Source organism: Lientehia hominis, assembly GCF_021044755.1.
Taxonomy (GTDB): Bacteria; Bacillota; Clostridia; order Lachnospirales; family Lachnospiraceae; genus Lientehia; species Lientehia hominis.
This window is the reverse complement of sequence record NZ_JAJNOR010000001.1, coordinates 436,146-456,699: the sequence shown is the minus strand read 5'-3', so window position 1 is coordinate 456,699 and position 20,554 is coordinate 436,146. Positions and strand designations below refer to the sequence as shown.

Below are 20,554 nucleotides of genomic sequence, written 5' to 3'. Positions count from 1 at the left end.
AGAGAATGAAATAGAGAGAGGATATGAGTTTATGGAAAAGACGATGGAGAAGATTGTGGCCCTGGCCAAATCCCGCGGTTTTGTATATCCCGGTTCGGAGATATACGGCGGTCTGGCCAATACCTGGGATTACGGTAATCTCGGCGTTGAGCTTAAGAACAACGTGAAGCGGGCATGGTGGCAGAAATTTGTCCAGGAAAACCCCTACAATGTAGGTGTGGACTGTGCCATTCTGATGAATTCACAGACCTGGGTTGCTTCCGGCCATTTGGGCGGATTCAGTGATCCGCTCATGGATTGTAAAAGCTGCAAAGAGCGTTTCCGCGCGGATAAGCTGATAGAGGATTACATGGATGCCAACGGCATCGCCATAGAAGGTTCCGTGGACGGATGGACACAGGAACAGATGAAGACATATATTGACGAGCATGATATCGTTTGCCCTCGCTGCGGCAAGAAGGACTTTACGGATATCCGCCAGTTCAACCTGATGTTCAAGACTTTCCAAGGAGTTACGGAAGATGCTAAGAATACGGTGTATCTCCGCCCGGAGACAGCGCAGGGTATTTTCGTAAATTTTAAGAATGTACAGCGTACTTCCAGAAAGAAGATTCCTTTCGGTATCGGACAGATCGGGAAGTCCTTTAGAAATGAGATAACTCCTGGAAACTTTACGTTCCGTACGAGAGAGTTTGAACAGATGGAGCTGGAATTCTTCTGCGCGCCGGATACGGATTTGGAATGGTTTTCCTATTGGAAGTCTTATTGTATCGACTGGCTGAAAGCCCTGGGCATGAAAGAGGAGGAGATGCGTGCCAGAGATCATTCTCCGGAGGAGCTTTGTTTCTATTCTAAGGCGACCACTGATCTGGAGTTCCTGTTCCCCTTCGGATGGGGTGAGCTTTGGGGCATAGCTGACAGGACGGATTATGACCTGACTCAGCACCAGAATACTTCCGGTGAGGACATGGGATATTTTGATGATGAGAAGAAAGAAAAATATATCCCCTATGTGATTGAGCCTTCTCTTGGAGCGGATCGTGTCACACTTGCATTTTTATGCAGCGCGTATGACGAGGAGACCCTGGAGGGTGGAGATGTCCGCACGGTTCTTCATTTCCATCCGGCTCTCGCACCTGTGAAGATTGGTGTCCTTCCGCTTTCCAAAAAGCTGAATGACGGCGCTTTCAAGGTATTTGAGGAGCTTTCCAAAAAATACAACTGTGAATTTGACGACAGAGGAAATATTGGCAAGCGTTACAGGAGACAGGATGAGATTGGTACGCCGTTCTGCGTGACCTATGACTTTGATTCTGAAAATGATAATGCTGTGACTGTCCGTGACCGTGATTCCATGGATCAGGTGCGTGTGCCGATTACGGAATTGAAAACGTATTTTGAGGATAAATTCACGTTTTAAGGATGACCTGGAGCAGGAGCAGAAAGGATTGCGCCTGCTCCAACTATGATATGAGAGGAGAAAAGCAGATGAAAAAAGCAGCAGCGGTTTTATTGGCAGGTTTGATGGTTTTATCGATGGCAGCCTGCGGAAACAAGGAAGAAAACAAAGAGACGACGAAGACAGCTGGGAAAGAGACAACAAAGGCTGCCGGAACAGAGACGACGAAGGCGGCGGAGGATTCGGAAAGTGAGAGCAAAGACAGCGGAAAGCTGATCATGGCCACAGAAGCAGGCTTCGCTCCTTATGAGTACACCGAAGACGGCGAGACGGTAATGGGGGTGGACGTTGACATCGCTCAGGAAATCGCCAAAGCCATGGGAAAAGAGCTGGAGGTCCAGAATATGACCTTTGACGGAGCGCTTTTGGCAGTGCAGCAGGGCAAGGTAGACTTCGCGGCAGCCGGAATTTCCATCTCTCCCGACCGGGAAAAACAGATGGATTTTTCCATCGAATATACGACGTCCAAGCAGGTGGTCGTAGTCAACAAAAATGCGAACAGGGTAGCATCCACGGACGATTTGACGGCAGATACCGTAGTAGGTGTTCAGACGGGTACTGTGGCTGATATCTACTGCCAGGATGACCTGGGAACGAAAGACCTGAAGCAGTACGGCAAGTTTATGGAAGCTGCCATGGATCTGAAAAACGATAAGATAGACTGCATCATCATGGACGCTCTGCCTGCAGAGGAAATGGTGAAGGAAAACGACGATCTGGCAGTCCTCGATAAGGAAGTGTTCACTGACAGATATGCGATTGCCGTTAAAAAAGGAAATACGGAGCTTTTGGAACAGATCAACGAAGTGCTCCAGAAGCTGGTGGATGAAGGAAAGGTTGAGGAATTCATTGTCAATCACACCACGAAGTAAACGGAGGAACAGTCTTGGGTATCTTGAACTGGTTTGCGGAGGCAGGCGCCAAATTTTCCGCGGCGTTTTTGGAAAACGATAGATACATCGCATATTTAAAGGGCTTCGGTACGACTCTGTACGTTTCCTTCTTTGCTGTGCTTGTGGGAGTGGTCATCGGATTGGTTCTGGCAGTTGTAAAATATATGGCGGTCAGAAAAAAGAGCTTCAGACCTTTGGGATGGATTGCCAACATATATATCACCATCATCCGCGGGACTCCCGTGTATGTGCAGATGATGATCATTTATTATATTATATTCAATGTCAGAGGATTTCCGGCATTCCTGTCCGGAATCATCTGTTTCGGAATCAATTCCAGCGCGTACGTTGCGGAGATCATCCGGGCGGGCATCGAGGCGGTGGACAGGGGGCAGGCGGAGGCCGGGCGTTCTCTGGGGCTCAGTGAGATGCAGACGATGAAATCGATCATCATGCCCCAGGCCGTGAAAAATATCCTTCCTGCCCTGGGAAATGAGTTCATCGTGCTGATTAAGGAGACGGCCATCATTGGCGGTATCGCGGTATTGGATGTAACGAAGGCAGCCATGAATGTAGGAGCGAAAACCTACGATTACCTGACGCCCCTCCTGATTGCTGCGTTCATGTATCTGGTCGTGGTCATCCTTTTGACCAAGCTTCTCAGCATGTTTGAAAGGAGGCTGGCAAAGAGTGATAGACGTTAATAACCTTCATAAATCGTTTGGAGACAAGCAGGTACTCTGCGGAATCGATGAACATATTCAAAAAGGGGAAAAGGTGGTCATCATTGGTCCCTCCGGCTCCGGGAAAAGTACGTTTCTCCGCTGCCTGAACCTGATGGAGACGCCCACGGACGGTGAGGTTATCTTTGAGGGAAAGAACATCACCGCGGCATCTGGAGCGGAGCTGAATAAAATAAGGCAGAAGATGGGGATGGTTTTCCAGCACTTTAACTTGTTCCCCCACTTGACCATACAGAAAAATATCACACTGGCGCCTGTAAAGCTTGGCCTGATGACACAGGCAGAAGCGGATAAGAGGGCCAGAGAACTTCTGGAAAGAGTCGGACTTCCGGAAAAGGCGGGGCAGTATCCAGCCCAATTGTCCGGCGGACAGAAACAGAGGATTGCCATTGTCCGTTCTCTGGCAATGAACCCAGATGTGATGCTTTTTGATGAGCCCACATCGGCATTGGATCCGGAGATGGTTCGGGAGGTGCTGGATTTTATGAAGCAGCTGGCCAGAGAGGGTATGACGATGGTGGTGGTCACTCACGAGATGGGATTTGCGAAAGAGGTTGGATCCAGAGTGCTGTTTATGGACGAAGGCCGCATTGTGGAACAGAACACGCCGGAAGAGTTTTTTGCCCATCCAAAAGATGCGAGACTCCAGGAGTTTTTGTCTAAGGTGCTTTGAAAATTTAAAATAAAAATCAGGTGTGCCTTTATCTTGATTTTCTTTGGCCCTAAAAGGCGGAAGGAAATAAGAAAAAGAATACTGCCGGAAGCAGATGTGCGGTGAGAGCCGGATATCTGCTTCCGGTTTTTTCTTTCTTTGTCTGGTTTATAGCATCAGTGGACAAGGGGGACATACGGTCAGGGCAGGGTGAATTTCACGTCCTGCTGTGTTGCTTTTCACTCCGCGTACATCCAGTACGTAGATGTACGCCGGCTGAGGATAACGCAGAAAATGCCCGGATTATCCCGCTTTGAGGCGTATGTTCCCCTGTCCACTGATGCTAAGGCGAGAGGAAATAGTTTCCGTCCAGGCGTCCACCGCAGCCCGCAGTCTTTAGGAACGCGGGCAGAAAGGAGTAATATCATGTATCTGATGATTGATAATTATGATTCTTTTGTTTATAATTTATATTCGTATATGTCTGAGCTGGGAAGAGAAGTCCGCGTGGTGCGGAATGACGAGATTACCTTGGACGAAATAGAGGATCTTCTTTTAAAAGATATTCTTTCCGGCATTATGATCTCACCGGGGCCGAAAACGCCGGAGGACTGTGGAATATGCTGTCTGGCGGTGAAGCAGTTTGCCGGACGCGTACCGATTCTTGGGGTTTGTCTTGGTCATCAGATAATCGGCCATGTTTATGGAGGGACCGTAAAGAAGGGCAGACGTCCTATGCATGGTAAGATATCATTCGTGCACAACAGAGGGACCGGACTTTTTTCCGGGCTGCCGGAAACTTACCGTGTGACGAGATATCATTCTCTTGTGGTATCAGAGGAAGCGTTTCCGGAGATGCTGCAGATAGACGCAAAGAGCGAGGACGGGGTGATTATGGCCATATCCCACCGCACAGAGCCAGTGTTTGGAGTGCAGTTTCATCCGGAGGCGGTCCTTACCCAATATGGGCACGAACTGCTGCAGAATTATATTAGCATTTGTGACGCATGGAAGCAGGAGGGGAGGTATCCGTATGCAGACTATAGTGAAAAAACTGCGGCAGTATAAGCCGATTGCGGAGATTATGGAGTGCTTCCGCGAAGAAGAGCAGGTCGTTTTTCTGGACTCTTCTTTACAAAATGATCTGGGACGGTTTTCTATTGTTGGCAGAAAGCCATATTTGACTTTGAAGCAGGATGGCGTCTTGTCGATAAACGGTAAGCCGTCGGAAGAAACCTTTGAAGATTATATGGAACGATATCTATATGAGCACCGGGAGGAAAATCCAACGGATCTGCCCATGATCTCCGGAGCTGTCGGTTATTTTACTTATGATTACGGAAGAAGACGGGGAGGGACGGCAAGCCGTTTTGACGGTCAGGAAGACCTGCTTCCGGAAGCCATGTGGAGTTTCTTTGACCATTACCTTATAGAAGATCATGAGACGAAAGAGCTGTACCTGGCGGCTGGAGGCCATACCTGTCCTGCAGAGGAAGGCATAAGGGAAATGGAATCTCTCATTGCAGAGCCGGTAAAAGCGGTGAGTTCAGGGACAGAGAAAAAGGCATACATAACGGCGGATTGTGAGAAGGCCGAATATCTGTGCGCCGTAGAGCAGATGAAGCGATATATTGTGGAAGGAGATATTTATATCGCAAATCTGACCAGGCAGCTTACAATTTGGAGTGAAAAGGAGCCCTATGAGGTATTCCAGAAGCTGAGAGAGATAAATCCGTCTCCGTTCGGCGGATACTGTCGGTTTCAGGATTTTCAGATTGTATCGGCATCTCCGGAGCGCTTCCTCAGGATGAAGCATGGACAGGTAGAGACAAGGCCCATCAAGGGAACAAGAAAACGCGGCGAGACGAAACAGGAGGATGACAGGCTCCGGGAGGAGCTTAAGAATTCCGGCAAGGATAAGAGCGAGCTTTTGATGATAGTGGATTTGGAGCGGAACGATTTAAGCCGCGTGTGTGAGAATTACACGGTGAAGGTGCCGGAGCTGTTTTCCATAGAGGAATATGCGACGGTATTTCATTTGGTGTCCACAGTCACGGGCAGACTGCAGAAAGACAAGGGGGTAATGGATCTGATATGTGCGGCTTTTCCCGGAGGCTCCATTACTGGAGCTCCAAAGATCAGGGCTATGGAGATCATTGACGAACTGGAAAAGGGAAAACGTGGCCTGTATACCGGTTCCATGGGATATATCACGCTGGACGGATGCTGTGATCTGAATATTGTCATACGTACTTTGGTTTACAGGGACGGCCGGTATCATCTGGGAGCAGGGGGTGGAATCACTTGTGAATCAGAGCCGGAGTTCGAATACGAGGAAACATGCCAGAAAGCGAAAGCACTGGTGAAAGCTCTGGAGCTGTGAGAACAGCAGCGGGAGAACTTGAATATAAAGAGAAAGAGAGAAGAGACATGAAAGTGGATGCCGACGACGGCTATTATTACGGACTGGGGATATTTGAAACGATTGCAGTTGAAAATAACCGGCCGCAGTTTTTGGAAGAGCATCTTCAGAGACTCTCCAGGTCCATGCGGATTCTGCGGCTGCTGCCCAGAGGAGATGATGAAGAAGGAGGGAGATGGCGAAGCGGAATATTGGAGGAAGAGGTGTATGAGTGGCTGGAAGGGCATCCGATCACCCATGGGGCCTTAAAAATAACGGTATCGGAAAAAAATGTCCTCCTGGAGGAAAAACGGAATATCTACACTAGGATGCAGTATGAGCAGGGATTTACGGCGGATTTTTCCAGCGTCAGGAGGAATTCCACCTCTATTTTTACTTATCTCAAATCCTTAAATTATGGAGATAATATTTGGGAGAAAAGAAAAGCCAGAAAGCGAGGCATCAATGAGCCTGTATTCTTAAACGAGCACGGGGAAATCTGTGAAGGAGCAGTATCTAATCTCTTTTTCGTGGAGGAAGGAGGGCGCGTGGTGACGCCGAAGCTGTCCTGCGGCCTTCTCCGAGGAGTGGTGAGACAGGTGCTTCTGGAGCGGGGAATGGCGGAGGAAGCGGTCATTTACCCAAAGGATATCAAATACTATAAGGAAGTGTTTTTGACCAATTCCCTGATGAGGATCATGCCTGTCCGGAATCTGGCCGGTTATGATTATAAAGAGAGAGTCATCACAAGAAAACTGATGGAGTGGCTGGAGAGGATTTTGACGGAATGAGGAACGGGCGGAAGAGAACTGTTCGGAATCAGATTCGCTGAGTTAGGATTTTTTGTGTATGATATAAGATATTTTTATAAATGATCACAGGAGACGAAAGATAAAATGGAATATTGGCTGAATGTATTTTGGGTGGCCTTGGGAGCCTCTGCGCTCCTTTGCGCCGTTTATGTATGGAAACGATTTTATCCGCTGTGGAAGCGGACGCGTCTGCCCTTAGGGGTATATATTCTCATCCAGGCTGTGTTTGTGGCGGTACTGGCTTTTTCCGCTGCTTTTTCTGCCAAGCTTGAGCAGGAGCAGATATGTGCTGCGGTCGCCTGTGTCAGCGCAGTCTATATCATCACCATGTCCTATTCGCTGGGACTGTTTCTCATCTCCAATTTTATTCGATTTATCTTCCGAAAATGCAGAAAACAAAATAGAGTTACGGCCTGGCTGGACAAAACCCATGGCGGCGCGCCCCTTATTTTGGCCGTGACCCTGGCGGCCGGCATTTACGGGACGGTAAATGCCAGGATCCTGCGGACAACAGAGTACGAAATTACGGTTCAGAAAGAGTGCAGTCTGGATTCTCTGAATGCTGTGATGATTTCCGACGCGCATATCGGAACTGTAGTAGGAAAGGCAGAACTGGACAAACTAGTGGAAAAGACCAATAAGCTCATGCCGGATGTGGTATTTCTGTGCGGAGATTTTTTTGACCATAATACGACGGAAAGCCAGAAGGAGTATGCCAGAACGGCCTTTTCAAAATTCGAAACCGTATACGGGGTTTATTATATTTCAGGAAACCATGAAATCTATACGGAATCGGAATACACTTCTTATTTTGAAGATGCGGGCATTACAGTCCTTCAGGACGAGACGAAGGTCATCGCGGGGGATATCACTGTTGTGGGCCGAAGGGATATGGAAGAGTACAGACAGTCCATTTACAGCATTATGGAGGGTGTGGACACCGAACATCCCGTTATACTTCTGGATCATCAGCCTTTTTATCTGAAGGAAGCGGCTTCTCTGGGAGTGGATCTGGAGCTCTGCGGCCATACCCACGGAGGCCAGATGTTTCCCGGCCAGATATTCACCTCACTCCTTAATGAGATGAATTATGGCCTTCGGACGGATGGGGACTATCATGTGATAACCAGCTCCGGGGCCGGAGCCTGGGCACTTCCAGTAAAGCTGGGATGTATCAGTGAGATCGTCCATATTAAAGTCCGGTTCGAGTGACAGACAAAGTGCCATAATGGAGAGAAAGGAAGCATAAATGAGCTTGGAAGAGGACAGTATGGGGGGCGTGGAAAAGAGAGAAGAGGCATCAGTACAGGCGGCGAGGATAGTTCTCCTATTGTTTTTGTATTCGGTAATGGGTTGGATAGTAGAGGTGGTATTCATGTTCTTCCTCTATGGAGAATACTGTGAAAGAGGATTCCTGTACGGGCCTTATTGTCCTATCTATGGTTTTGGATTAATAGGCCTTGGAGTCCTTTTGAAACGCTGTCTGAATAAGCCGGTCAGATTCATCCTTCTTTCCATGGCTGTATGTGGAGTTTTGGAATTTTTGACGGGTGCTGTCCTGGAAGCGGTATTTCATACGGTCTGGTGGGACTATTCCATGTTTCTGTTCCATATAGGCGGGAGAGTCTGCCTGGAGACTTTGATTCCTTTTGGGATTTTGTCATATTTATTTCTGCGTTTTATCCATCCGAAGATTGCGGGAATGGTGGAGCGTATTCCTCTCCGGCTGCTCTATGCACTCAGCACAGGCATCGTACTGGTCATAATAATAGATTTTATCGCTACAGTCAGGAGATGGATGTGAAGCTCCTGGCTGCCGCGGCTTTGGTTTATTAATGCATATAGTGCTCTCAAAGATTAATTGGTTATCCTATTTTAAAGAGCAGCAGAAAACAGGAAATTCTTATTGGCTTGATTTCGCAATAAATAAGTTCGTCCTAAATGCGAGGCAGAAATTAGTAATACCTTTCTTGTATTTGTAAAAACAGAAATTATAATAAAGCTTTTTTCAGTTTTTTATTTGCTCCGGATATAAAGAAGGTTGGCTTTTGCGTAAGAATACTAATGAAAAAATAATACAAGCAATCTGTAAAAAGCAAGAAAAGGCAAATTCATGTGAAACGAATTCGCCTTTCCTTATTCCGATTCGATTGTTTTGGATTTCCATTAAGGATACCACGTTTTATTTGAAAGCGTTTTTCTGTATATCCAAAGATTTCTACAGGGGTTTTCCTGCAAGCACTTCTTTGTAGTCCTTATAGTTTTCTGCCAAAAGGTCTGGCGTATTCAGCCCATAGGGACATTTCTTCATGCAGTTTCCGCAGTGGATACAGTCCTCGATCTTTGCCATCATGGCCTGTGATTCAGGAGTCAGATGGCCGGCGGAAGGAGAGCGGCGCAGGAGCAGGGACATCCTGGCACAGTCGTCGATCTTAATGTGTGCCGGACATGTGGGCATACAATAGCCGCAGCCACGGCAGAAGCTGCCGGACAGAGACTCCCGTTCTTTGACGATGAAGGAGGACAGCTCCTCAGTCATCACAGGAGGGTTGTCAATGTAGGACAGGAACTCATCCAGCTCCTTTTCCCGCTGCACGCCCCAGATGGGAAGTACGTTGTCATATTGGGCCTCAAAGGCGTAGGCAGCGGCAGAATTGGTGATCAGTCCGCCGGACAAGGCTTTCATAGCAATAAAGCCCATATTGTGCTCTTTGCAGGCGTTTACAATCTCGATGTCCTGTTCCGCGGCCAGATAGCAGAACGGGAATTGAAGGGTATCATACAGATCGGACTCAATGGCTTCCATGGCCACATGAAGCCGGTGATTGGTAATGCTGATGTGCCGAATCTTCCCCTGCTCTTTGGCTTTGAGCATCGCTTCATAAAGTCCGGTGCCGTCCCCGGGCTTCGGGCAGAAATCCGGGTTGTGGAACTGCAGGATATCCACGTAGTCGGTCTGAAGGTTCTTTAGGCTGGTATGTAAGTCGTCCCAGAAGCCTTCCACTGTAGTGGACGCAGTTTTCGTTGAAATATAAAGCCTGTCCCGTATTCCCTTAAAAGCATAGCCGACCTTTTCTTCGCTGTCCGAATACTGGCGTGCCGTGTCAAAAAAGTTGATGCCGTTGTCATAGGCCTTCCGGAGAAGATATGCCGCGTCCTCTTTGGGGATCCTCTGGATAGGCAGGGCGCCGAAACCGTTTTTGTTGACGGTGATTCCTGTTTTACCAAGTGTTACTGTAACCATACGATACCTCCCGATCATTAGTAGATACTGATTCTCATTAAGAAAAGTATAGTAGGGAAAAGAGGGAATGTCAACCTGGCCGGAAAGAATCCCAAAAGGAAATTTTGCGTAAAATCAGAGAAAAGGACTTGTCAAGTTTTCTTTTTTATTGTAATATCATAATGTAAATGCAAGACCGTGCGACTGGCGGAGAGTAGGAGTACCTACGGGGAGCGCGGGATAACATATGAGCCGACCGCCTGGGCAGCCTGAAGGATACTATGGGTTACTCAGGCGTTTTTCTTTTTTAGAAAGGAGCATGAAAATGAGAGCGTTGATCAGCGTATCAGACAAGACCGGCATCGTGGAACTGGCAAAGGAACTCACAAAGCTGGGAGTGGAAATCATCTCCACAGGCGGAACTTACAAAAAACTTACGGACGAAGGAGTAAAAGCCATCGAGGTATCCGAGCTGACTGGATTCCCGGAGTGCCTGGACGGGCGTGTGAAAACTCTTCATCCGATTGTACATGCGGGTCTTTTGGCCATGCGTTCCAATCCGTCCCATATGAAACAGCTTGAGGAGCTGGGAATTCAGCCGATCGACATGGTCATCGTGAACCTGTATCCTTTCAAAGCAACTATCATGAAGGATGACGTGACTCGGGCAGACGCGGTGGAGAATATTGACATAGGCGGTCCTACCATGCTCCGTGCGGCAGCGAAGAACTACCAGGATGTGGCGGTGATCGTGGATCCCAGAGATTATGAGACAGTGCTGAAGGAGATAAAAGAGGATGGAAAGGTATCCCTGGATACCAAGTTTTATCTGATGCAGAAGGTGTTTATGCACACTTCCAACTATGACACCATGATAGCCGATTATCTGAAAGCAGAGCGGGAGGATTATGATCTGCCTGAGACTCTGACCATGACCTTTGAAAAGGTACAGGATATGCGGTATGGCGAGAACCCCCACCAGAAGGCCGCTTTCTACCGGGAGGTAGGCAAGAAAAAGGGCACGCTGGATATGGCGGAGCAGTTAAACGGCAAAGAGCTTTCCTTTAATAATATCAATGATGCAAACGGAGCATTGGAGCTTTGCAAGGAATATGAGGAGCCGACCGTAGTGGCCAGCAAACACGGAAATCCCTGCGGCGTAGGCAGCGCAGCTACTATTGAAGAAGCATGGGACAAAGCTTACGCCGCAGACAACGTATCTATTTTCGGCGGGATTGTAGCAGTCAACAGAGAAGTTACGGCACCCATGGCGAAAAAGATGGCAGAGGTCTTCCTGGAGGTCATCATTGCTCCTTCCTACGAAAAGGAAGCGCTGGATATTCTCTGTGAGAAGAAAAATGTACGTGTATTAAGACTGCCTGATATCACGGCTCTTCAGAGGGAAACGGCCCTCGACTTAAAGAAAGTGAACGGCGGCCTGATCGTCCAGGGCATCGACAACAAGCTGATCGGCGATGAGCTCAAGGTGGTGACGGACAGACAGCCTTCTGAGCAGGAGATGGAAGACATGATGTTCGCCTGGAAGATGGTGAAGTACGTGAAATCCAACGGCATTGCGCTGGCGAAGAATAAACAGTCTGTAGGCATTGGGCCTGGGCAGGTGAACAGGATCTGGGCGACCAAGCAGTCTGTAGAACATGCCGGAGAGCTGATCGGACCGGATGCGGCAAAGGGGGCGGTCATGGCTTCCGATGCGTTCTTCCCCTTCCCCGATTGTGTGGAAGCCGCTCATGAAGCCGGTATTACGGCAATCATCCAGCCCGGCGGAGCGATGCGCGACCAGCTGTCTATCGATAAGTGCAATGAATATGACATAGCAATGGTATTTACAGGTATGAGACATTTCCGCCATTGATGCCGCAAGATTAAGAAAGTTAAAGACCCCGGAGGCCGGAAGGCTGCGGGGTCTTTGTAGTTCCCATTATGTGTTCTCATTTTTTTAGGTATATTAACGGTACCATTCTCACAACAGGCTTCCCCAGAACCTATAATCGTGTTATCTTTGCTGAGCACTTTTAATTATAGTGCCTTTTTTATATTCGGACTGTTAAACAATTTCATATACCGTCCTTTGTTCGTAACGGCCGCTGCCTGCATGTGTCTATTATAATTTCGCAGAATGACTTCTATTAAGTAAAATATTATACAGGTTTATGTTATAATAGCCTGTAATATAAAGAATAGAGGAGTAAGGGAGGTTGTCATGTATCGTGTGCTGATCGTGGAGGATGATTCCGTGATAGCGTCGTCGGTGAAAAAGCATATGGAGGCCTGGGGGATGGAAGCGGCATGTGTCCAGGATTTTCGGAAGGTGCTGGAGGAATTTTTATATTATAAGCCCCATCTCATCCTTTTGGATATCGGCCTTCCGTTTTTCAACGGCTATCATTGGTGCAGTGAGATCCGGAAAGTTTCTAAAGTACCCATTGTCTATATTTCTTCGGCTTCGGATAATATGAACGTTGTTATGGCCATGAATATGGGAGGCGACGATTTCGTGATAAAGCCCTTCAGCCTGGAGGTATTGACAGCGAAGGTGCAGGCGGTGCTTCGGAGGACCTATGATTTCGGGAAGCAGACGGAGCTTCTGCAGCACCGGGGAGCGATATTAGATATGGATGCGGCGGTCCTTATTTATGAAGGGTATAGGATAGAGCTTTCCAAAAATGAATACCGGATATTGAAAACTCTGCTGGAGAATAAAGGAAAGATCGTCAGCCGGGACACGCTTATGAACCGGCTGTGGGAAACCGATTCTTATGTGGATGACAATACACTGACGGTGAATGTTACCAGGCTCAGGAAAAAGCTCTCAGAAGCCGGACTGGAGGAATTTATCTCCACGAAAAAGGGAATCGGTTATCTGGTTGAGTAGATCACAGGGAGGTAAAAGGGAAAGATGACAAGATTGGCGGTATCCTACCTAAAAGACCATTGGAAGGGATTGTTTCTGCTTGCCGTGTGTTCGGGCATCTTTTTGCTCGTCTTTTATCTGGAACAGCTGCCGCTGGACGCGGTGGCTTACTGTGTTCTGATGTGCTTTTGTTCGGGATTAGTCCTGTGGGCATGGGATTTTATCCGGTATGTGGGCAGGCACAGCCGCCTGAAGCTTTTGAGAAAGACCGTCCTGGTAGACGGAGAAAATCTGCCGGAGCCTCAGTCACTTTTGGAATCCGACTATCAGGAGCTTTTAAAGCGAGAGCGTGAAGAAAGGATGCGGATTGCGGATAAGGGGCAGCAGGCCAGACAGGAGATGGTGGATTATTATACCATGTGGGCCCACCAGATCAAAACTCCCATCGCGGCCATGAGACTGCTCCTTTCGGAGGATTCTGCCCATGACCGGGAGCTGCTTTCCGAGCTTTTTAAGGTGGAACAGTATGTGGGAATGGTGCTTTCCTATCTGAGGTTGAACGGTGACAGCACAGATTTTGTCATTCGCCGGTATCCTCTGGAACCGATCGTGCGCCATTCCGTCAGAAAATATGCGCCTCTTTTTATCCGGAAGAAAATCGGATTAGAGCTTCTGGATGTGGACTGTACGGTGCTGACGGATGAGAAGTGGCTGTCTTTTGTGATCGAGCAGCTTCTTTCTAATGCGCTGAAATATACGAATAAAGGGAAAATCACCATTTATATGGAACATCCGAAAACACTGATCATTGAGGATACAGGCATTGGGATTGCTCCGGAAGATCTGCCCCGTATCTGTGAACGGGGTTTTACCGGATATAATGGACGGACGGATAAGGCGGCAACAGGCGTCGGCCTGTATCTGTGCCGTGAGATCCTGCATAAGCTGTCCCATACACTCAATATCACTTCAGAACCGGGCAAAGGTACCCAAGTCCGCCTGGGGCTGGATTTCTTGGATATCCGTCCAGAATAAATGGAGAAGGGTCTTACCTTTCAATTTTGTAAGCCGGGCCGGTAAAAATGTAAGTCAAAGAAATGGCAGCTCCTTTTTCTTTTAACTATAATAATGCCGTAGATCTCAGTTGAAGCAGATGAAGGAGGCAGGACAAATGGCTATGCTGGACGTAAGACATTTGAAGAAAATCTATACTACCAGATTTGGCGGCAGCCAGGTACAGGCTCTCTCCAACGTGAATTTTTCCGTGGAGAAGGGAGAATATACGGCAATCATGGGAGAGTCGGGCTCAGGTAAGACGACTTTGCTCAATATCCTTGCGGCGCTTGATAAGCCCACGGGCGGCGAGGTATATTTAAATGGAAAGGATGTGACTAAAATCCCGGAGAGGGAGCTGGCGGCGTTCCGCCGGGATAACCTGGGCTTCGTGTTCCAGGATTTCAATCTGCTGGATAATTTCTCTATACGGGATAATATCTTTTTGCCCCTTGTATTATCAGGCAGAAAATATGACGAGATGGACAGGAAGCTTTCTGGTATTGCGCCCAGACTTGGCATTCAGGATATCCTGGCCCAATTTCCCTATGAGGTATCCGGCGGACAGAAGCAGAGGGCGGCGGTGGCCAGAGCCATCATAACCAGTCCTCAGCTGATCTTGGCAGATGAGCCCACCGGAGCGTTGGACTCCCGCTCCACGGAGAGCCTTTTGGAGCTGTTTGGCGTGCTCAATGACTGCGGTCAGACGATCTTGATGGTGACTCACAGCGTCAAGGCGGCCAGCAAGGCAAAAAGGGTGCTGTTTATCAAAGACGGGGAAGTGTTTCATCAGATATACAAAGGGAGAGACACCTCGGAAACCTTGTATCAGAAGATTTCCGATACTCTGACTATGATAGCGACGGGCGGTGGGCGGCATGAGTAAAGGAATTCTGATGTATCCGAAGCTGGCTGCCACCAATATTCAGAAAAACAGCAGGACGTATGTCCCCTATATCCTGACCTGTATCCTGACCACGGCGATGTTTTTCATGATTCACTCTCTGGCGGAAAATCCGGGAATCGATGACGTGCTGGGAAGCGGCACGGTCCGGTATACCCTGGGAATGGCGACCAGGGTAACTGGTTTTTTTGCCCTGATCTTCCTGTTCTATACCAACAGCTTCCTGATGAAAAGAAGAAAAAAGGAATTCGGACTTTATAATATTCTTGGAATGGAAAAGCGCCATTTGGGAAAGGTGATATTTTGTGAGACAGTGGATGTTGCGTTCATGAGTCTTTTTCTTGGTCTGATTACCGGTGCGGTTCTGAACAAGCTCATGTTTCTGCTGATCCTCCATATTTTTCACATTGAGGGTGCGCTGCAGTTTGTATTTTCCAAAAAGGCGTTTTTGGATACCTGCCTTTTGTTCCTCGGTATTTTTCTGCTGATCTTTTTGAACAGTATAAGACAGATCCAGTTTAAGAGTCCGATGGAGCTTTTACGGGAAGGACAGGCAGGGGAGAAAGAGCCGAAGACACGGTGGCTGACGGCCATACTCGGCGTCCTGTGCCTGGGCGCCGGCTATTACATGGCGATATCCATTGAGAACCCGGTGGCGGCAGTATCCTTTTTCTTCATAGCCGTTTTCCTGGTGATCGTAGGTACGTACTGCCTTTTCACGGCAGGCAGTGTGGCACTTTTAAAGCTTTTGAGGCGGAAAAGGAACTATTATTATAAGCCGAATCATTTTATATCAGTTTCCGGTATGCTGTACCGTATGAAGCAAAATGCGGTGGGGCTTGCCAATATCTGTATTTTATCCACAATGGTGCTGGTAATGGTATCCTCCTCCCTCTGTCTGTATTTGGGGATGAAAGATATGCTGAAGGAGCGTTATCCCAGAAGTATTATGATCACCACAAAGGATTATTCGGAGCAGTCTGTGGAAGCCATCAAAGACCGTACCAGGTCGGTCTTATCGGAAACAGGCCTTTCGGCGGAGCAGGAATTATCCTTTGCATTTTTGAGCTTCGCGGCCTTGGAAAAAGAGGAATATTTTGAAACGAATACCGGCTCCGGCTCTGTTTTTGAAATCGACAACTTAAGAGAACTCTATGTGGTGACACTGGAGGATTACAACAAGATGACCGGAAAAGATCAGAGCCTGGAGGAGAATGAAATCCTGTTCTGTGACAAGAGCGGCGAATATAAAAAAGAATCCGTCCGCATCTTTGATAGGGAGTATAAGATCAAAGGGCAGGCGGGAGAATTCCTGGCGGGGACCGGGACTATGAATGACGTGTCCAAAAGCTATATCCTGGTGGTGAAGGACCGTAAGGCCCTGGGAGAATGGAGTGTGCTCCAGGCGGGGGCTTATGGAGCCAATGCTTCTTCCATAAAGGCAGTCTATGGATTTGACCTGAATGCCGGAGATGAGGAACAGATAGCCTTTTATCAGAAGCTCATGGACAGGATGACGGCTCCTTCGGGCCCGGGAGAAGGGATTCTGAATGTTTCGATCGACTGCCGGTCCAGTCAGAGAAAGAGCGATACAGGTATGTTTGGCGGGCTGTTTTTCATCGGAATCTTTCTGGGAAGCCTGTTCATCATGGCTACGATTCTGATCATTTACTATAAGCAGATTTCCGAAGGCTATGACGACAAAGCCCGCTTTGCCATCATGAAAAAAGTCGGAATGGGGTACGGGGAAATCAAACGCTCCATCCATTCCCAGGTGCTGACCGTATTCTTTCTGCCGCTTTTGGGCGCGGGAATACATGTTGCCTTTGCATTTCCTTTTATCACCAGAGTGCTGGCTGTTTTCCAAATGACGGATATCCGATTGTTCGCCTTGTGCATGGCCGGGAGCTTTGCCGTATTCGCTGTGTTTTATCTGTCTGTTTATCAGCTGACGGCAAAGGCTTACTATAAGATTGTCAGCTGAACCGTCATACAAGCATAAATCTTTTTGCGTAATATTCTTCTAAAATAGAAAAATTCCCCATACAGTTGTTACATGAAAGTATTGGAAAACCTTTTAGGTCTATGTAACAATTTTGTATGGGGAATTCCCATGATGGCCCTTTTGTTCGGCACGCATCTGCTCCTGACCATCCGCCTCCGGATGCCTCAGCGGAAAATATTCAAGGCTCTCCGGCTGTCAGTGACGGAAGATGAGGACAGCGAGGGGGAGATGAGCCAGTTTGGGGCCCTTGCGACGGCTCTGGCCGCGACGCTCGGCACGGGAAATATCATCGGAGTATCCATAGCCGTTGCCATGGGAGGTCCGGGAGCGGTGGCCTGGTGCTGGCTGACCGGCGTATTCGGCATGGCGACGAAATACGGAGAATCTCTGCTGTCTGTGAAGTACCGTGTGAAGGATAAAGACGGAGGATATGTGGGCGGGCCCATGTATGTGATGGAGAATGTACTGCATTGTAAACCGCTGGCTGTGGTTTTTGCGTTTTTCGCGATCTGCGCTACCTTTGGCACTGGCTGTACCGTACAGGCCAATGCCATCAGCAGCGTCATGAGTACGGCGTTTGATGTAAAGCCGGCAGTTACGGGCGCCGTAGTATCGGTCCTGGCGGCGATTGTAATGCTGGGCGGCGCGAAAGCCGTTTCCCGGGCGTGTGAGAAGCTGGTGCCTTTTATGGCCATATTTTATTTGGCAGGAAGCGGGGCTCTTTTATTCATAAACAGAGCGTATCTGTTTCCGGCTCTGAAGCTCATTGTGACGGCGGCGTTCACACCGAGAGCGGCTCTGGGAGGATTCGTGGGCAGTACTATTCTTTCGGCGTCCCGCCACGGAATCGCGAGAGGGTTGTTTTCCGATGAATCAGGCCTTGGAACCGCGCCGATGGCGGCGGCCAGCGCCAGGACCAGGAATTCCGTGAGACAGGCGCTGGTGTCCATGACAGGTACGTTCTGGGATACAGTGGTGTTCTGCGCCGTGACCGGTATCGTGATCGTGTCTTCCATGCTTCATAAGCCTGCGGTGTTTAACGGACTTTCAGGCGGCCAGCTGGCAGAGCAGTCCTTTGGCCTTATGAATCAGTACGGCCACGTTATTTTTGCCGTATCGCTGGTCATCTTTGCCTTTGCCACCATTTTAGGATGGAGTTTTTATGGTGAGCGGGCGGTCATATATCTGTTTGGAAGCCGGGGCATCAAATATTATCGGCTCATCTATCTGGCTGCGCTGTTCGCGGGAGCTGTGGCGTCCATGGGAGTGATATGGGAATTCTCCGATCTGCTGAACGGACTGATGGCGGTTCCAAACCTTATCTGTCTGCTGATCCTGCAGGGTGTGGTCGTAAAAGAGACCAGATATTTTCTATGGGGCGGTCATTTGGACGAAAAAGAAGAGCTGGGTGAATAAGAATGTAAAACAAAGGGAAAAATGAATTGACAAAATAAATTCTGTATTATAAAATACGGTAAAGGCTATGACGGAGAGAAGTAGTATAGATTATCGTTCCCAGTGAGCAGGCGGCAGTGAGAATCCTGCAAAGTGAATCTATATGAATAACACTCTATCAGCTGCAATCTGAACTCCGTTCTGACGGACAGTAGGTGCGTCGTGAGCTGGGCGTGAATCAGCAGACCATGAGGGGACTGTCGTTTGGACGGCAGTAAATCAGGTGGTACCGCGGACATGAAAGCTGTTCGTCCTGAAAGTAAAATTTCCGGACGGCAGCTTATTTTTTGTTCTTATAAAAGTAAAGGAGAAAGAGAAAATGTCAGACATGTATCGAAACAAGACCATGGACCAGATTGGAGAAGGGGACGTGGGAGCTGAACTGAAAATAGCAGGCTGGGTGGAAAATATCCGCGATCACGGAGGAGTGTCTTTCATCGATTTACGCGATATGTACGGAGTGATGCAGGTTGTCCTCAAGGATACCGGCCTCTTAAAGGGAATTCGCAAGGAGGAGTGCATTTCCGTAGAAGGATTGATCGAACACCGGGATGAGGAGACATATAACCCGAAGATTCCCACGGGCACCATTGAACTGGAGGCGCACAGCATCAAAGTGCTTGGCAAAGTCTACCGGGATCTGCCCTTTGAGGTTACATCTTCCAAAGATATACGGGAGGATGTGCGTTTAAAATACCGTTATCTGGATCTCCGGAACCAAAAGGTAAAGGAAAATATCCTGTTCCGTTCCAAGGTCATCCGCTACCTGAGAGAAAAGATGACAGAGATGGGGTTTGTGGAGATTCAGACGCCGATTCTCTGTGCTTCCTCTCCGGAAGGAGCCAGGGATTATATTGTTCCTTCCAGGAAGTACAAAGGAAAGTTCTATGCTCTGCCCCAGGCACCCCAGCAGTATAAACAGCTTCTGATGGTATCCGGTTTCGATAAATATTTTCAGATCGCGCCCTGCTTCCGCGATGAGGATGCCCGTGCGGACCGCTCTCCGGGAGAGTTCTATCAGCTGGATTTTGAGATGAGCTTTGCCACACAGGAGGATGTGTTCCGTGCGGGAGAGGAAGTGCTGACCGGAGCATTTAAAGAGTTCGCGCCGGAGGGCTATGAGATTACCGAAGCGCCTTATCCGGTCATCAGCTATAAGCAGGCCATGCTGGAATTCGGCACGGACAAGCCGGATCTTCGGAACCCGCTCCGGATATTGGATGTGACGGAATTTTTCCAGGGCTGTACCTTTAAGCCTTTTCATAAGAAGACGGTCCGGGCGATCAAGGTCCACGCGAAGCTGTCCAAGGGCTTCCATGAAAAGCTTCTGAAGTTCGCTCAGTCAATCGGTATGGGCGGTCTGGGTTATCTGGAGGTAAAGGAGGACATGTCCTATAAGGGACCGATCGATAAATTCATTCCCGGTGAAAAAAAGACGGAGCTGGCAGAGCTGGCGGGACTCGTTCCGGATGATGTGATTTTCTTTGTGGCCGATAATGAGGAAAGAGCGGCAAAATACGCGGGACAGATTCGAAATGAGCTGGGCGAGCGGCTGGAGCTTATAGAAAAGAAGGCATACCGTTTCTGCTATGTCAATGATTTCCCGATGTTCGAGCTGGACGAGGAGACTAAGAAGGTTGGGTTCACTCATAATCCGTTCTCTATGCCGCAGGGCGGCCTGGAAGCGCTGAATACGAAAGATCCTCTGGATATCCTGGCGTATCAGTATGATATTGTCTGCAACGGCGTGGAACTGTCCTCGGGGGCTGTCCGGAACCATGATATGGATGTCATGGTGAAGGCCTTTGAGATTGCCGGATATGATGAGGAGACTCTGAAGAATAAATTCGGCGCCCTTTATAATGCGTTTCAGTTTGGGGCACCGCCCCATGCAGGCATGGCGCCGGGGGTCGACAGGATGATCATGCTTCTGAGAAACGAAGAGAATATCCGGGAGGTGATCGCATTTCCCATGAGCGGGACGGCCCAGGATCTGATGTGCGGCGCGCCGGGAGAAGTGACGGAGCAGCAGCTTAGGGAGGTTCACATTAAGGTGCGTCAGTAAAAAACGAGCGGTTA

The 20,554-nt window shown here is 48.6% G+C and carries 17 protein-coding genes and 1 riboswitch; of the genes, 16 read left to right on the top strand and 1 reads right to left on the bottom strand.

What is annotated here, in order from left to right:
• The first annotated feature begins 31 nt into the window (after nt 1–31).
• From LQE92_RS02060 to LQE92_RS02020, 9 genes are all read left to right on the top strand, one after another.
• Entirely contained in the window at nt 32–1,420 is a 1,389-nt protein-coding gene (locus LQE92_RS02060) for a glycine--tRNA ligase (protein WP_231061347.1), read from the top strand.
• Between the two features lie 68 nt (nt 1,421–1,488).
• Nucleotides 1,489–2,331, top strand: a complete 843-nt coding sequence (locus LQE92_RS02055; RefSeq protein ID WP_231061346.1) for an ABC transporter substrate-binding protein — start codon at nt 1,489–1,491, stop codon at nt 2,329–2,331.
• A gap of 14 nt (nt 2,332–2,345) precedes the next feature.
• A complete protein-coding gene (locus LQE92_RS02050) occupies nt 2,346–3,056 on the top strand; it encodes an amino acid ABC transporter permease (RefSeq protein WP_331001212.1) in 711 nt (236 codons plus the stop codon).
• Nucleotides 3,043–3,768 carry an amino acid ABC transporter ATP-binding protein gene (locus LQE92_RS02045; protein ID WP_231061345.1) on the top strand — a complete coding sequence of 242 codons (726 nt, stop codon included), beginning with the start codon at nt 3,043–3,045 and terminating at the stop codon, nt 3,766–3,768. The genes LQE92_RS02050 and LQE92_RS02045 overlap by 14 nt, the downstream gene beginning before the upstream one ends.
• A 405-nt stretch (nt 3,769–4,173) precedes the next feature.
• On the top strand, nt 4,174–4,815 hold the full coding sequence (locus LQE92_RS02040) for an anthranilate synthase component II (RefSeq protein WP_231061344.1): 642 nt from the start codon (nt 4,174–4,176) through the stop codon (nt 4,813–4,815).
• The gene (gene pabB / locus LQE92_RS02035) at nt 4,781–6,130 is read left to right on the top strand and encodes an aminodeoxychorismate synthase component I (protein WP_231061343.1); all 1,350 of its coding nucleotides are present in this window, start codon (nt 4,781–4,783) and stop codon (nt 6,128–6,130) included. The genes LQE92_RS02040 and pabB overlap by 35 nt, the downstream gene beginning before the upstream one ends.
• Complete coding sequence (locus LQE92_RS02030) at nt 6,088–6,939, top strand: aminotransferase class IV (RefSeq protein WP_231061342.1); 852 nt, start codon at nt 6,088–6,090, stop codon at nt 6,937–6,939. The genes pabB and LQE92_RS02030 overlap by 43 nt, the downstream gene beginning before the upstream one ends.
• Before the next feature lie 105 nt (nt 6,940–7,044).
• A complete protein-coding gene (locus LQE92_RS02025; protein WP_231061341.1) occupies nt 7,045–8,172 on the top strand; it encodes a metallophosphoesterase in 1,128 nt (375 codons plus the stop codon).
• A 37-nt stretch (nt 8,173–8,209) separates the two neighbouring features.
• Complete coding sequence (locus tag LQE92_RS02020; protein ID WP_231061340.1) at nt 8,210–8,764, top strand: putative ABC transporter permease; 555 nt, start codon at nt 8,210–8,212, stop codon at nt 8,762–8,764.
• A gap of 414 nt (nt 8,765–9,178) precedes the next feature.
• Here LQE92_RS02020 and LQE92_RS02015 read toward each other — a convergent pair whose 3' ends face one another.
• The gene (locus tag LQE92_RS02015; protein WP_231061339.1) at nt 9,179–10,204 is read right to left on the bottom strand and encodes an aldo/keto reductase; all 1,026 of its coding nucleotides are present in this window, start codon (nt 10,202–10,204) and stop codon (nt 9,179–9,181) included.
• Between the two features lie 169 nt (nt 10,205–10,373).
• A riboswitch (ZMP/ZTP riboswitch) is annotated at nt 10,374–10,456 on the top strand.
• Between the two features lie 52 nt (nt 10,457–10,508).
• Between LQE92_RS02015 and purH the strand changes: the two genes are divergently transcribed.
• From purH to aspS, 7 genes are all read left to right on the top strand, one after another.
• Complete coding sequence (purH, locus tag LQE92_RS02010; protein WP_331001211.1) at nt 10,509–12,059, top strand: bifunctional phosphoribosylaminoimidazolecarboxamide formyltransferase/IMP cyclohydrolase; 1,551 nt, start codon at nt 10,509–10,511, stop codon at nt 12,057–12,059.
• 348 nt (nt 12,060–12,407) lie between these two features.
• The gene (locus LQE92_RS02005; protein ID WP_231061337.1) at nt 12,408–13,079 is read left to right on the top strand and encodes a response regulator transcription factor; all 672 of its coding nucleotides are present in this window, start codon (nt 12,408–12,410) and stop codon (nt 13,077–13,079) included.
• A gap of 24 nt (nt 13,080–13,103) precedes the next feature.
• Nucleotides 13,104–14,093, top strand: a complete 990-nt coding sequence (locus LQE92_RS02000; RefSeq protein WP_231061336.1) for a sensor histidine kinase — start codon at nt 13,104–13,106, stop codon at nt 14,091–14,093.
• Between the two features lie 136 nt (nt 14,094–14,229).
• A complete protein-coding gene (locus LQE92_RS01995) occupies nt 14,230–14,997 on the top strand; it encodes an ABC transporter ATP-binding protein (RefSeq protein WP_231061335.1) in 768 nt (255 codons plus the stop codon).
• Nucleotides 14,990–16,999, top strand: coding sequence for an ABC transporter permease (locus LQE92_RS01990; RefSeq protein ID WP_231061334.1), 2,010 nt, complete (start codon nt 14,990–14,992; stop codon nt 16,997–16,999). Before LQE92_RS01995 ends, LQE92_RS01990 begins: the two co-directional genes overlap by 8 nt.
• A 72-nt stretch (nt 17,000–17,071) precedes the next feature.
• Entirely contained in the window at nt 17,072–18,436 is a 1,365-nt protein-coding gene (locus LQE92_RS01985; protein WP_456298549.1) for an alanine/glycine:cation symporter family protein, read from the top strand.
• A gap of 358 nt (nt 18,437–18,794) precedes the next feature.
• Complete coding sequence (gene aspS, locus LQE92_RS01980; RefSeq protein ID WP_231061332.1) at nt 18,795–20,540, top strand: aspartate--tRNA ligase; 1,746 nt, start codon at nt 18,795–18,797, stop codon at nt 20,538–20,540.
• Nucleotides 20,541–20,554: the final 14 nt, after the last annotated feature.